The sequence below is a fragment of the Brucella lupini genome (assembly GCF_002252535.1).
Lineage (GTDB): Bacteria > Pseudomonadota > Alphaproteobacteria > Rhizobiales > Rhizobiaceae > Brucella > Brucella anthropi.
In genome coordinates this window covers 295,291-309,980 of sequence record NZ_NNRN01000062.1, presented here as the reverse complement: position 1 = coordinate 309,980, position 14,690 = coordinate 295,291, and the positions used below count along the sequence as shown (strand labels likewise).

Genomic DNA, 14,690 nt, shown 5'->3' with positions numbered 1-14,690 from the left:
GGATCAGAGGCCCGCCCGATAACGAGCGGGCCGATCCAGATCAGCCAGAATTAGCGACCGGACGGAACCGTGTCATCAACCCACAGCTTTTCATAGGACTGAACGGCGAGCTCCGCCGAGTTTGGCTGCAGGCCATGCAACCATGGCTGATGTGCCATGACAGCCTTATTGTAGTTGAAGAACCAGACCGGCGCTTCTTCCTGCAACAGGTTGTTGGCCTTCTTCAGAAGCTCGTTCTTCTCTTCTTCAGTTTTCGCCACCTTTGCCTCATCGACAATCTTGTCGAATTCTGCGTTCGAGAACTTCTGGTAGTTACACGCAGATTGTGGGGTCGTGGAATAGAAGCACTGCATCGCCGTCAGTGCATCCGGACCGCTTTCGAGCGACCACATATAGGCCTGGAAATTGCCAGCCGGAACTACATCCGCAAGCACTGACGCTTCGACCGGCTTTGCCTTCACCTTGATACCGACCTTGGCGAGCATCGGAATGATCGCTTGAACGATGGTCAGGCCCCAACTCTCGTTTTGCGTTGCTGTCAATTCGAATTCGAAGCCGTCGGGATACCCAGCTTCAGCAAGCAAAGCTTTTGCTTTTTCAGGGTCATACGGATAAGGCTTCGCATCCTTGTCGAAGGCTGGCGATGAGTTTGGCAGCCAACCAACAGCACGATAGGCCTTGTCCTTGACGAGACGCTTGATGATGAGATCGCTATCGATGGCGTAGTTGATTGCCTGACGAACGCGCTTGTCCTGGAACGGCTTGAAATCCGGATTAAAGCCGACGGCGCGCGTATATACCTCAGCTACCTCGACCATATTCTTTGCCAGTTCAGGATCGGCAAGATAGGCGGTATATTGTGCCGGCCCGAGCACGGCTACGTCGATCTCCTTGTTGCGGAACGCAACGTCGCGCGCGGCCGCATCACCCATGATCATGATATTGATCTTGTCGGCGTAGGGCTTGCCCTTTTCGTAGTACTTGTCCCACTTCTCCACTGTCAGGCGAGAGCCAGGAACATATTCCGCAAACTTATAAGGTCCGAGACCAATCGGGTGGCGCTGAAACTCTTCGCTATCCCCCTCACCTGCCGGGTAAATGGCAGTGTTGTTACGCATGAACTGGAAGCCCGGATCAATTGGCTGTTTCAGCGTGATTTCGAGCGTATGGTCATCGATCTTCTTCAGGCCGGAAATTTCCTTGGCCTTGCCCTGCGTATATTCCTCCGCCCCTTTGATTTCGGCGATGTAACGTGCCGGTGGGAATGCCTTTTTCGGATCCATGATCCGGGTATAGCTCCAGATAATGTCGTCTGCCGTCAAAGGCTTGCCATTGTGGAAAAATGCATCCTGACGAAGCTTGTAGGTATAGACGAGCCTGTCGTCGGACACAGTCACATCGGTTGCAAGACCGAGTACCGGTTTGTTGAGATCAGCATCCCAATCATAGAGCGTACGGTGAATCGCCTTGGCGTAGAACTCGTCTTGTGTGGCAGGCGATGCTTGAATATCGAGCGTCGAGAAGCTGTCGCCGTAGGGCGCGACAAAATTGATGACGCCTCCCGAACGTGGCTCGTCCGCCGCGTAAGCCGCCGTTCCGGCCAGCAGGACTGCGGACAGCGCTGCCAGCAAAGCAAATTTTCTCATGTTGTTCCCCTTCATAAATGTCATTCTTGCGATTCAGATGAACCGTTCTTCGGACAGCTCTGTCGAAACCTCGCTGCCCGAAATCGCCCCGAAGCGTTTACGCTTCAATTCTTTTTATTGCCCCCGGAAACCGGGAGCATTTAACTCACGACCGTTCGAATACGACCTCACCGTCACGCATGGTAAGAACACAATGCGTGTCATTGAGAATCTCTTCCGGCTTCGCGGTAAGCATATTGCGTGAAAAGACCGCAATATCAGCAACCTGCCCAGGTACAAGCTTGCCCTTCACATTCTCCAGCTTCTGAGAGAAAGCACCGAACTCCGTATAAACTTGCAGGGCCTCTTCGATGGTCACGCATTCGCGGGTATCCATCACCGTTCCCTTACCCGTTTCGCGCGTAAGCATCGAATAGATGTTTGGATAGGGATTCGGATGGCAGACCGGTGAATCACTGCCAGTCGCAGGCTTAAAGCCCAGATCCTTCCAAGTTTTCAGCGGATAGCTTGAAAGAGCGCGTTCCTCGCCAAGAACAGAAATATAGGCGTCACCGAAATCGTATATGAAGACCTGTTGCGGGCAAGGATAAATCCCGGCTTTCTTCATCCGCTCATGCTGTTCCGGTGTCGAAAAGCCGCAATGTTCGATACGGTGACGGCGATCTGGATCGGGATGCACTGCGAGTGCCTTTTCATAGGCTGTAATAAGCTGTCCAATCGCTGCATCGCCGATAGCGTGGCAAGCCAACTGATAACCCTTTTTATGGGCATCGAGCACCAGCGCTTCCAGTTCTGCATCCGGCAATATCTGGACACCGATATTATCGTCGTCGCCGAGATACGGCTTGCTCATCCATGCAGTGCGTCCGCCCGCCGATCCATCAAGGAAAATCTTGACGGCACCGACTGTCAGCATGTCATCGCCGACACCGGAAACAAGTCCTGCTTTGTAGCATTCTTCGACAATGGAAGGTCCCGGATCGCCGAGCAGCACGAGCCAGGTGCGCACCGGCAAGCGCTTGTCGAGTTTGGCGAGGTCGTAGGCACGGATTTCATCGAAGCCTGCGACCTGACCGACAGCGGCGTCCATAACGCTGGTGATGCCATAGGAAAGGAGAAGATTGCCTGCAGCCTCAATGGCCTCGATCATCTCTTCCGTCGTTGCCTTGGGGATCGCTTTGCGGACGGCGCCTTGCGCATTTTCTGCAACCATCCCCGTCAAAGTACCATTCTTCTGCTCGATCAAGCCGCCATCTGGCACCGGGGAATTTTCGTCAATACCCGCCAGTTCAAATGCCTTCGAATTGAAGATCGAGACGTGGCCACATGCGCGTACCACCATGACGGGATTGTGTGGAGCAACAGCATCAAGCTCCGATTTATGCGGGTGCCGACCGACATCGAGCTTCGTCTGGTCATAGCCGCGTGCTCTGATCCATGCGCCGGGAGGTGCGGAAGCAGCCTGTTCCCGAATGGCGTCAAGCAGGCTTTGCAATGTCGGCGCCGCTTGCGGCGTCGCATCAATCCACTTGAGTGTCAACCCAATCGAAATGAGATGCAGGTGAGCGTCATTCAGCCCGGGTGTGGCAAAGCGTCCTTTCAGATCGATCAAACGCGTATTATCGCCCTTCAAAGACCAGATTTGATCCTTGGTGCCCGTAGCGAGCACCTTGCCTTGCCAGATGGCCAGGGCTTCGACTGTGCCCTCTTCATATCCACACCAGATCGCACCGTTATATACTATGGTATCGGCACACAATTTGGGCATTACAGGCATTTCAGCGATCCCCTCCCTACTTCACGCTTTTATAAGTGCAGGGAGATTTCCATTGATGCTTTGAACGATCAAGCCGTGGATTTGTTAAATTTCGTGGGAACAAATTGTTCAAAATGACAACTACACGGTCAATCTGCCGAAACTTTTGAAAAAAGACCGGCATCCGCTTGGCAAAATGATAAAAGGTTTCCACCATAATGATAGCTGCCGCGCTCACCTGTCAGCAATCGCAGCTTATAAATGTTTGCGAAAAAGCGAAACATGAGCGGCGGTCACTCGTGAGGGTGTCGCATGTTCCGGAACGATCTGGATCAACCACGTACCCCCGGACTCGTTCCTTGACGGCTGTTGAGACCAGCACAATTAGCCGTCAAGGGATGGGGTGAACAGGGCGTTCTCGTCAGCACGACCACGACGCCCTGGAAAATGAAGATCAACCTGTCAATATGTCGATCCGGGCGAGCGATCCGCCAATTGTTCGGGTGTCAGCAAATCTGCATGATGAGCACGCGCAACATCAGGATGGGACCGGAGGCGACTTTTTAGATTGTTCGCACCAACTTCACGGAAGATCGGGTTCAGCGTGTCGACAGTCACACCGCGCTCCTTGGTCTTCAACTCATCTGGCAAATCTATAACCGGAATCGTCGCGTCGTATCGAGCACCGAGAAAGAAGGCGACGGAAAAGCGTTCCACACCGGCTGGCGGCGCGACAACGCCATGCACATCTGCCCGCACGAATCCATTGGTGGCAAGCTCAAGCAATTCTCCCGTATTGATAACAAAAGTGCCGGGAACCGGAGGTGCATCAATCCATTCGCCATCTTCCCGCTGAACGCGCAGGCCGGGGATGATATCTTGCAGCAACACAGTAACGAAACCGCCGTCCTTATGTGCGCCCACTCCCTGCTCACTTTCCGCCACATCGCGCCCCGGATAACGGATAATCTTTAGGAGCTGAGACGGATGCGGCTCATAAATCTGGGCGAAAAAGTCTTCCGACTGCCCCAAAGCCGCGGCGATAGCCTTCAGAATATCAATGCCAACGCGCGTCACCTCAGCCTGATAAGCAAGCAACAATGGCTTAAGTTCGGGCAGTGCTTCCGGCCACTGGTTCGGGCCGATCAAACGCTTCCATGCCGGGCTATTCGGACCGATCTCGGCAGGTTCTGCTTCCGTGTTGATATCGAGCTGTTCGCGCCAATCCTGCTCGCCACGCGTCCGTTCAAGGCCGGCACGATTGTAACCGCGGAAATGCGATGACTTCACCATTTCTATCTTGAGTTTTTCTTCCGCTGGAAGTGCGAAGAACGTCTTCGCCGTTGCAACCACGTCCTCCACGAGTTTCGGATCGACGCCATGTCCCGTGAGATAGAAAAAGCCATGTTCGTGAAGAGTGCGGCGCAGCTCCTCAATGAAACTGTCGCGCTCCTCAGCACTGCCGTTGAAACGGGACAAGTCAAGCAGAGGCAGATTGATCAGAGTGGTGTGTATGGTCATTGGAACCTCCTGAAAAACTCTCAGCGTGAACGACGGCTGCGCGCCACACGGTGATTGACAAGACGGGCAGCGTAGTCGCCCGTGATCTGGATGGATTGCACGATCGCAACCAGGATGATGACGACGGCCACCATGACCTCCGGCATGAAGCGCTGATATCCGAAGCGAATTCCGAGATCGCCAAGTCCACCGCCGCCGACTGTTCCTGCCATCGCCGAGTACCCGACAAGGCTGACTAGCGTAACCGTTTGCCCCGCAATGATCCCGGGTAGCGCTTCAGGCAAGAGCACCTTGAAGATGATCTGAATTGGTGTTGCGCCCATGCTTTCCGCAGCCTCGATCAGGCTGTGGTCCACCTCACGCATCGCCGTTTCGGCAAGCCGTGCGTAAAGAGGTGTGATGGCCGCGGTCAGTGGCACGATGGCCGCATAGGTGCCAACAGTTGTTCCGGCAATCAGGCGCGTCAAGGGAATGATCGCCACCATCAAAATGATGAATGGCGTGGATCGAACCAGATTGACGACAGTACCAGCAATACGATTGAAGACCGGTCGTTCAAGAAACTGGCCCGGACTGGTAACAACCAGTGCAACACCGAGCGGCAGGCCAATTAATGTCGACAGAGTGGCAGATGCGGCCACCATAATGGCCGTCTGCTTCAGCGATTCAAGCAAGAGCCCGACGAGTGCCGGCGGAAGCAGATCGGACAACATGACCGATGACCTCTCCATGAAGATTGAGTGAAGACAGATAATTGCGGACGTCGGTAAGATCGGTGGAACCACCCTCAGCGACGAGTGTCATGACGCCCAGTGGTCTGCCGCCGATATAGTCTATACGCCCGTGCAATATGTTCGGATTTATCCCGAAGCGCTGCACGAGTGTCGCAACGACCGGCGCATGCGCGGCTTCACCGGAAAAGATAATGCGTAGAACCGGATCCGACCCAACAACTGGTTGTGGAAGCACCCGCTGCGATACTTCCGGCGGGAGGTCGTGGGCGACGATGCTAGCCAGAAATGACCGGGCGATCGGTGTTTGCGGAAAGGCGAAGACGTCGAAGGTCGCTCCGTTTTCAACGACTTTGCCGCCATCAAGAACCGTCACGTGGTCTGCGATCTGGCGCACCACGTCCATTTCATGCGTTATGAGTACAATCGTCAGCCCCAGTCGCCGATTGATATCTTTCAATAACGAAAGAATTTGCTCCGTGGTTTCGGGATCAAGCGCCGACGTCGCCTCATCCGACAGCAAAACGCTCGGCTCCAGAGCCAATGCGCGCGCGATACCCACACGCTGTTTCTGACCACCAGACAGTTCCGATGGATAAGCATCGGCCTTTCCCTTGAGGCCCACCAGATCAAGCAAATCGTTCACGCGGGTTCTTATGGTGCTGCGATCAACGCCTGTGAGCTCCAGTGGCAGGGCTATGTTGCCAAAAGCAGTTCGTGAAGACAGAAGACTAAAATGCTGAAATATCATTGATACTTCACGACGAACCTGTCGCAATTCGCCTTGACGCAACGTTGTGATCTCTCGCCCGGAAACAACGACTTGTCCTCCGGTTGGGTGCACCAGACCATTCAGGCAACGCACGAGCGTGCTTTTTCCAGCGCCTGAACGACCAATGATTCCGTGAATGGTTCCCTTGGCGATTTGAAGCGAGACATTGTCGATGACCGGACCGGCCTTCTTGTCAAAGGTCTTTGTCAGCGAACGTATGTCGATGATTGACGGTGCCGGGTTTGTATCGTCCGGTACGGCGTTCGACACAGGTCCGCTGCGTACGAGCACGTTCATGTCACCAACCCGCTACGATATTGCCATCGAACTTCTTCTCGATGAAGGCTTTGACATCAGGAGATTTATAAGCCTCGACGAGCGTCCTGACCCATGGTGCATCCTTGTTTTTTTCCGCGACCGCAAGCAGGCAGAAATAATCGGATAACTGGTCTTCGATCAGGATCGCATCACGGGTCGGAACCAGCCCTGCACTCAGCGCAAAATGTGAAGTGATGACGGAAAAATCCACGTCTTCCAGCGACCGCGGAAGCTGGGCCGTTTCCATCGGTATGATTTTGACCTTTTGCGAATTATCGACAATATCGAGTTCTGTTGCGTTGAAAGTTACACCCGGCGTAAGCTTGATAACGCCGCCAGCTTCAAGAAGCTTCAAGGCACGGCCTGCATTGCTCGGATCGTTGGGAATGGAGATTTGTGCGCCCTCTGGCAGCTCACTTAGAGATTTGTACTTGCGTGAGTAACCAGCCATTGGCAGCAAGACAGTACGTCCGCCAACAGCAACGAGATTGAGACCTCGATCCTTGTTCTGTTGATCGAAGTAAGGTGTATGCTGAAAGCCATTGGCGTCGAGATCGCCATCATTTGTCGCCGGGTCGATCAGTGCACCGTCCGAAAACTCCACAATCTCGATATCCAGTCCCTTTGCCTTGGCAACGGGTGCGAATGCTTCGGCGATTTCAGCATGCGGCCCCGACGTCACACCAAACCGGATTTTTTCCGCAAGCGCCGGTGAAGCGACGAGCGCTGAGAAAAGTGCCGCGGAAACTGCGCCGCGCAAAAATGAAACTGAATGCATCTTGTTTTCCCTGTAGTGATTTTCGGGCGCGCCTATGATGCGGTGCGCCAATTGTGCTCATTATTCCACTGGACCAGCCGTGAAGCGGCCTCCCGCAGCGTTTCTTCGCGCTTGGCGAAACAGAAACGGACGTGGCTGCGCACATCGCGTGCACCAAAAAAAGATGAGATAGGAACCGGGGTTACACCCGCTTCAAGCGTCAACCGTCGGCAAAAATCGAGATCGTCACCGCCATGATCGAGCGACTTTATATCGGCCACCGCGAAATAGGTGGCATGGACAGCTACGACATCAAAACCCGCAGATTTCAGCCCTTCAACCAGCAGATTCCGTCGCGATGCCAGCGTCGCTCGAAGGCCGAAAAAGTAGCTATCAGGTAACGAAAGCCCAACCGCAACCGCCGACTGCAATGCTGGCGGCGTGGTGAAAGTGACATACTGGTGGGCGCGAGCGATCGGAGCCAGAAGTTTTTCGGCGGCTGTCACATAGCCGACCTTCCATCCTGTCAATGAAAAGCTCTTTCCGGCGGAACCAATTCGCACGACACGGTCGCGGACTTTCTCAACACCGAACATAGAATGAAACGGGTGACCGTCGAAGACGAGATGTTCGTAGACCTCATCCGAAACGATCACGAGATCATGCTTGATCGCAAGTTCGGCGAGAAGGTCCAGCTCATCTGGATCCAGTATCTTGCCGATTGGGTTCATCGGCGTATTGACAACAATGAGTTTCGTCCGTGGAGAAATGGCTTTTACCAGCTCCTCTCGCGGTAGTTCCCAATGAGGCGGTTTCAGCCGTACCGGCACCACCTTCCCACCTGCGCGGCGGATAAGCGTAGCGTAAGCATCGTAAACCGGCTCGAACAGGATAACCTCGTCGCCCGTATCCAGATGCGCCAGAAAAGTATCGGCGAGCGCTTCCGTAGCGCCGGACGTAACTAGAACTTCCCTTTCCCAGTCTACGTCTAGACCGAGAAATCGCTTTGCGTTTTCTGCGACAGCTTGGCGGAGAACCGGCAGCCCCATCATGGGCGGATATTGTTGTGAAGTTTCACGAAGAGCGCGAACAGCGGCATCAAGGAGTTCAGGCGGTTCAAAGCCTTCTGGAAACCCCTGCCCCAGATTGATGGCTTCACGCTCAACAGCAAGCCGCGACATCGCCTCAAAAATAGACGTCCCCGCCTCGCCGAGTACCTGATTGACCATCGAAGCTCCCCTGTTGCAATCGAATTCACGGGGAGAAAGATAAAGCCTACAAAATTAGTAGACAAAGCATGGACTTGCCATCCTCGAACGAGCGAGAGAAAGCTTTTTCAAATTCTGCCGGACGTGAAACAGTTTTACGTTCCACAATCGCAACTACTTCCAAATCAGGCTGCCGCCCGGCTGTGGCGATTTCGCCAGAGCTCTTCGGCTTTCTCGAAAAATTGCGCATGGCTTTCATTGTCTGCGACGGCAGCCGTCATCATCGCCATGGCAGCCGTCGCAACGATTGTATTTTCTGCGCGTTTGTCCGTTGCCGCGCCAGACCAGATGCCATACCAGTATTCGAATGAACTGAAGCTCGAATGCTTGTCACCACTTTCCTTGGAAAGGGTCGGAAGCAATAAATCTGTTTCACGACCATTAAGAAGCCTATGGATCGTATGCGTTCGATGCGGAACTAACTCGGCAACGTCCCGGCTGGTCGAAACTACCGAAATAGAAGGCATATCAAGAAGTACGCCCGCATCGCGGTGTAACTCACGATATGTGGGCTGTGTAACACCCAAAAACGATGCCTTGAGATTCATCGGATTGAGCAAATGAACGAGGCTATTCATAGATGAACGCGACTCGAACAGTGGGTAAAGCGCCATCAGCGCATGAATCTGAGGAGCGAAACCGGCCAACGGCATAAAACAGATGCCATGCGCTCTTAATGCACCTTCTGCGAGCGAATGTGATGTCGCGATCGGGAGATTGATAGCTTCGGCCGCTATCTCAAGCTTGCCCGAGATTTCACCTGTGCCACAATTACCGTGTAAGACAACAGGATAACCAGCCCGCGCGACCAGCAAGGCTGAAAGCATGAACCACGGTGACTGCACAGAATTCGGCGATAGATAAGCTGGCCAATCCAGCGCTGGCATGTTCAAGCCCGCGTCCATGGAATAAATTCGTCTCGCTGCTCGCGTTATGCCAGCAAGTTCAGGTGCAGTTTCCCCACGATAGTGAATGAGCCGGAGCAACGCACTGATCTGCATTGGATCGGCATTACCCGTAAAAATCGTCGTGAATGCATCGTCAGCCTCAGACATCTCGAGCGGACGGGTGTGCCCGGCTTTTCGCCCTACAACAGCGATATATTTCGCTAGTCGTCTGGCCGGATCGTTTTCGTCCTGGATGTTAGCGAACTGTGCTGCAAGCTGCTCCGGTGTCGGATGGTTTTCGAGCTCAACGACCTTACGGATTCCGAGCGGCGGCGGTGTTACAATGGCGCTTCGCTTCCACCCGTGATGCCCAGTACAGCTCGACTTCGGCAATTCGGTAAAGTCCAAACTCAACAACGTTTCGGCCTCATTCGCCAACCGCCGTAGACGCCCACGGAGCGCTTCGGCTTTTGGTGTAGCCACCATGTTTCGGCCGGAGCGAACCAGAATGGGGTCGTTGAACTTTCCGCGAATCTGTCCGAGCAGTCGGCTCATAGCCGCAATGCTTAAACCCATCTGTTTGGCAGCACCGCCAACACTGCCTTCCACAAGAAGTGCATCAAGAGCGATAAGCAAGCGCAATTGTCCCAAACGAAGGCTTTCACTCTCACCTTTCTCCGTTTGTTGCTGCGTTTTCACCTGCTTGCCCGACATCACTTTCTTGCCCGTCCATTTGCGGTTTTTGAAATTTAGAACGCTTATAAAACATCACGATTGACGTCACCCGACAGCCATACATAAGGAGACTTGAAAACTCAACTTTAAACGGTGACGAAAATGACCAGCTTGTTTCGGGGATTGTGGGCCGATGGTACACAGAACAGGCGTTTGGCCAGCAAATCGCTCATTTATCGGGCGATCCTTGCGGGGACGTGTCTTTCCACAACGCTACTTCTGAGCGAAATGAATGCCATCGCGCAAACCGCGATCAACGCTGCGGAAGAGGCAACTTCAGACGAAGCTGGCACCAAGAAGAAAAAGGCAACGGAAGCGGGCATCGAAACGACCGCTGATGGAGCTGTCAAACTTAATCAGATTGTTGTCACGGCAACAGGGTTCGAACAGAATATCACCGACGCTCCGGCAAGCATCACTGTCGTTCCTGGCGAAGAGCTGGAAAAAGGCGCCTATCGCGATCTGACCGATGCTCTGAAAGACGTTCAGGGCGTCGCGGTGACAGGTCCGGCGGCCGAGCGCGACATATTCATTCGTGGTCTTCCTGGTTCTTATACTTTGCTGCTCGTTGACGGGAAGCGCCAGAGCACGCGCGATGCCCGCACCAACGGCAACTCCGGCTTCGAGCAGAGCTTCTTACCGCCTGCGAACGCAATCGAACGGATCGAGGTCATTCGTGGCCCCATGTCTTCGCTCTACGGATCGGACGCGATGGGCGGCGTTATCAACGTGATCACCAAGAAAGTATCCGACACCTGGAGCGGTTCTTTCTCTGTAGACGGCACGGTTCAGCAGCATTCCAAATTCGGAAATTCGTTGCAGGGGTCTTACTACATGACCGGGCCGCTGGTCCCGAACCTCGTCGGTGTTCAGGTCTGGGGACGCGGTCTCAAGCGACAGGAAGACAATATCGTCAGCGGGACGCCAGAACAGAAAGATATCGACATCACCGGTCGCGTTACAATCACGCCGAATGAAGATCATGATATCATGCTCGAGCTGGGCAAGACTCGCCTTCGTCGCGACGCCACCGTCGGCAACACGGCGGCATCGGGCTCGGATTCCTACAACTACAATGATCGCGATCATTGGTCGATCAGCCATACTGGTCGCTGGGGACCGACAACGTCGGAATTCTCATTCCAGCAAGAATGGGCAGAACGCACCAATTTCAATTGGGACAACAAGACCAAGAGCTACGTCGAGAACCTGCGTTCGCCGCATATCCGTAATTCGGTACTCGATGGCAAGTTCACAACTCCGTTCGAATTCTACGGTAATCACACGCTGGTAACCGGTGGACAGTTTTCGCAATCGGTGCTGACCGATCAGAACCCAGGACGTCGTACCGGATTGGATGAAGAGTTCAGCGTTCGCCAGTGGGCACTCTTTGCAGAAGATGAATGGTGGATCACGCCAGACTTCGCCCTGACAGGCGGTCTGCGTATGGACGACCATGAGATTTATGGCTCCCATTTCAGCCCACGCGGCTATGCCGTCTGGCACGCAACTGAACAACTGACGTTCAAGGGCGGTATCTCCACCGGCTTCCGTGCACCGGAACTCCGTACTATCGCCCCGGGATATGCTTATACGACGGGCGGCGCGGGATGCTCGTATGGTCCAAACGGCACCTGCGGCGTAATCATCGGCGATCCAGATCTGCAGCCTGAAAAGAGCACAAGCTATGAAGCGAGTGTTCTCTGGGACAACCAGTCTGGCCTTCGCCTCGGCGCAACCTATTTCTACACGGATTTCAAAGACAAGATCAGCAATGCGCTGGTGACGGATGCCAATGGTAATCCAATTCGCTGGAGCGAAGATCCGAACTATCGTCTCTGGTACAGCTTCAATATCGATGAAGCCGTCATGCAAGGTGTGGAGTTAACCTTCAACTGGGAAGCAACCGACACAATTACCGTGCGCGGCAACTATACCTACACCGACTCCGAACAGCAGACCGGTGACTACAAGGGCTTGCCTCTGACACGTACGCCGAAGCACATGGCCAGCTTGCGTGCAGATTGGATAACGCCGGTTGAAGGCTTGAGTGCATGGGCCAGCGGCAACTACCACGGCGAAGAAACCAATGCGGGTGCGCGTATCGGCACAGCCGGTGAACCCGTCTACAGGAACGGCAAGGTAGTCGCTCGCAAATACAAGCCCTATGCAACCTTCGATATCGGCGGTTCGTATGACTTCAGCGAGAATGTCACTCTGAACGCTGCCGTCTACAACGTCTTCGACAAGAAAGTAGATGTCGATGACTTCAATACAGTCGTCGATGGTCGTCGCCTCTGGGTCGGCATGACTTCCCGCTTCTAGTATCACAACAAAAAGACGCCTGCCCGCAATGGCTGGCGTCTTTTCCATGAATGGGATGCTCTTATGAGCGCACTGACGAATATCGTGAAGAAAGCATGCCTGATGATGACGGGGATACTGATGGCTTCCACCGTGAAGGCTGCTGAGCCTTCCACCTCGTCCTTTGATATGGAAGCCAACGGCATCGCCTATCGTATATTCACCGCTGCACCGCAGGAGGCTGCACCCGAAGGTGGCTATCCTGTCATATACATGGTCGACGGCAATCGCATGTTGCCGATTGCAGCAAAGCTCATGGCAGAAAACTCTGCCCTGAAGGCTGTATTTGTGGGCATCGGCTATCCGACTGACAATCAGGAAGAAATCGTCAGCCTGCGATATTTCGACCTCACGCCTCCGACACCTGACGATCTGATCCCAGTCCACTTCAATGTACCAAAGACTGGAGGACGAGATGCATTCTTCGACTTCATCGACAATCAGGTAAAGCCGGAAGTCGAAAAGCGTTTCAACGTCGATAAAAGCCGACAGGCCCTGTTCGGCCACTCTCTGGGCGGATTGTTCACCCTTTATGCCTTGTTCAACCACACGAATTCCTTCCAGAGCTATAGCGCAGCGGACCCATCGATCTGGTGGAATGATCGTTCAATTCTAACTGATAAAAATCAGTTCATCACGCGCTTCAAGGATGCCCCTCGCCCAATCCGCTTGCTTATAGAAACCTCCGGCAAACGTGGTAGCCGCCCCGGCCAGACGAAGCAGGACGATGACCGTTTGAAGAAACTGCGTGGCGGACCTTCCGGTTCAGACATCTTCAAAGAGCTTTCTGAACTACCGCAAGTCGGCGCAGCCTTTCATCGTTTCGAGGATGAGAGCCACGGCTCAATGATACCGCTCACGGTGGCGGACAGCCTTAATTTCATTGTGCTCGGACAAAACCCCAAGGGCAAAAACAACTGAATTTTCTCTCTCGGTCTTTGACGGAGAAGATACTTGACTGTAAAGCACAGGATTGATGAAAGGATCGAACATCATGCTGAATATCGCTCAACAGGTTACACGCCTGTGCGGTGCCGCCATAATGGCGCTGAGCATTGCCTCAACTGCAAATGCTGCTGATGTGACTATCAAGCATGCTCAGGGTGAAACAGCAGTTCCGGCCTCACCGGCTAAGGTACTGGTTTTCGATCTTGGCACCCTCGACAATCTGGATCGCCTTGGCGTCAAGGTAACTGGTGTTCCCAGCGGCATATCGTTTCCTGAATATCTGAAGAAATATCAGGGCGACGAGTATGCGAAAATCGGCACATTGTTCGAGCCTGACTATGAAGCCGTTAATGCGGCAGAACCAGATCTTATTATTGTGGCAGGTCGTTCGGCTGCGAAATATGGTGAGCTTTCGAAGATCGCTCCAACCATCGATCTGACGACCAATGCGAAGAATTTCATCGCCGACACTGAAGCCAATGTCGAGAAACTTGGCCAGATTTTCGGGAAGGAAGCAGAAGCAAAGGCGGAAGCCGAGAAGCTTGATGCCGCACTTGCTGCATTGAAGGAAAAGGCCGCCAACAAAGGCACCGGCCTTCTGATCCTCACTTCCGGCGGCAAAATCAGCGCTTATGGCCCCGGTTCGCGTTTCGGCGTCTTGCATGACAGTTTCGGGGTCAAGCCTGCAGCGCCTGACCTTTCCATCGGCAATCATGGCCAGCCCGTGAGCTCGGAATTTATCCTCGAAACCAATCCCGACTGGCTGTTTGTCATCGATCGTGATGCTGCCATCGGTCGTGAAGGCAATTCGGCAAAGCAGGTTCTGGACAATGAGCTCGTGCGCCAGACCAATGCTTGGAAAAGGGAGCAGCTTGTCTATCTGAACGCTCAGAACTGGTATCTGATTGGTGGCGGTCTCGGCGCGCTTCACGGCACGATCGATCAGCTTTCCCAGGCTTTCGACAAAGCAAAGTAACAGCTTTCCAA

The 14,690-nt window shown here is 53.8% G+C and carries 11 protein-coding genes; 3 read left to right on the top strand and 8 right to left on the bottom strand.

Annotated elements, in window-relative coordinates:
* Nucleotides 1–50: 50 nt before the first annotated feature.
* The 8 genes from CES86_RS24850 to CES86_RS24815 all read right to left on the bottom strand — a co-directional run bounded on the left by CES86_RS24850 (nucleotide 51) and on the right by CES86_RS24815 (nucleotide 10,370).
* Nucleotides 51–1,646, bottom strand: coding sequence for an ABC transporter substrate-binding protein (locus CES86_RS24850; protein ID WP_036587364.1), 1,596 nt, complete (start codon nucleotides 1,644–1,646; stop codon nucleotides 51–53).
* 145 nt (nucleotides 1,647–1,791) lie between these two features.
* A complete protein-coding gene (locus CES86_RS24845) occupies nucleotides 1,792–3,414 on the bottom strand; it encodes an amidohydrolase (RefSeq protein WP_374828113.1) in 1,623 nt (540 codons plus the stop codon).
* 450 nt (nucleotides 3,415–3,864) lie between these two features.
* Nucleotides 3,865–4,923 (bottom strand): isopenicillin N synthase family dioxygenase, encoded by a 1,059-nt coding sequence (locus tag CES86_RS24840; RefSeq protein ID WP_094515676.1) that lies wholly within the window; start codon nucleotides 4,921–4,923, stop codon nucleotides 3,865–3,867.
* Nucleotides 4,924–4,943: 20 nt separating this feature from the next.
* Nucleotides 4,944–5,636, bottom strand: coding sequence for a methionine ABC transporter permease (locus CES86_RS24835; RefSeq protein ID WP_012093155.1), 693 nt, complete (start codon nucleotides 5,634–5,636; stop codon nucleotides 4,944–4,946).
* A complete protein-coding gene (locus tag CES86_RS24830; RefSeq protein ID WP_094515675.1) occupies nucleotides 5,590–6,723 on the bottom strand; it encodes a methionine ABC transporter ATP-binding protein in 1,134 nt (377 codons plus the stop codon). Before CES86_RS24830 ends, CES86_RS24835 begins: the two co-directional genes overlap by 47 nt.
* A 1-nt stretch (nucleotide 6,724) precedes the next feature.
* On the bottom strand, nucleotides 6,725–7,522 hold the full coding sequence (locus tag CES86_RS24825; protein WP_094515674.1) for a MetQ/NlpA family ABC transporter substrate-binding protein: 798 nt from the start codon (nucleotides 7,520–7,522) through the stop codon (nucleotides 6,725–6,727).
* A 32-nt stretch (nucleotides 7,523–7,554) separates the two neighbouring features.
* Entirely contained in the window at nucleotides 7,555–8,730 is a 1,176-nt protein-coding gene (locus tag CES86_RS24820) for an aminotransferase (protein ID WP_012093158.1), read from the bottom strand.
* Between the two features lie 164 nt (nucleotides 8,731–8,894).
* A complete protein-coding gene (locus CES86_RS24815; RefSeq protein ID WP_094515673.1) occupies nucleotides 8,895–10,370 on the bottom strand; it encodes a glycosyl transferase family protein in 1,476 nt (491 codons plus the stop codon).
* 123 nt (nucleotides 10,371–10,493) lie between these two features.
* Here CES86_RS24815 and CES86_RS24810 point away from each other — a divergent pair, with 123 nt between their 5' ends.
* The 3 genes from CES86_RS24810 to CES86_RS24800 all read left to right on the top strand — a co-directional run bounded on the left by CES86_RS24810 (nucleotide 10,494) and on the right by CES86_RS24800 (nucleotide 14,679).
* Nucleotides 10,494–12,716, top strand: a complete 2,223-nt coding sequence (locus CES86_RS24810) for a TonB-dependent receptor domain-containing protein (RefSeq protein WP_094515672.1) — start codon at nucleotides 10,494–10,496, stop codon at nucleotides 12,714–12,716.
* A gap of 63 nt (nucleotides 12,717–12,779) precedes the next feature.
* The gene (locus tag CES86_RS24805) at nucleotides 12,780–13,676 is read left to right on the top strand and encodes an alpha/beta hydrolase (protein WP_094515671.1); all 897 of its coding nucleotides are present in this window, start codon (nucleotides 12,780–12,782) and stop codon (nucleotides 13,674–13,676) included.
* A gap of 55 nt (nucleotides 13,677–13,731) precedes the next feature.
* Nucleotides 13,732–14,679 carry a siderophore ABC transporter substrate-binding protein gene (locus CES86_RS24800; RefSeq protein WP_010658983.1) on the top strand — a complete coding sequence of 316 codons (948 nt, stop codon included), beginning with the start codon at nucleotides 13,732–13,734 and terminating at the stop codon, nucleotides 14,677–14,679.
* Nucleotides 14,680–14,690: the final 11 nt, after the last annotated feature.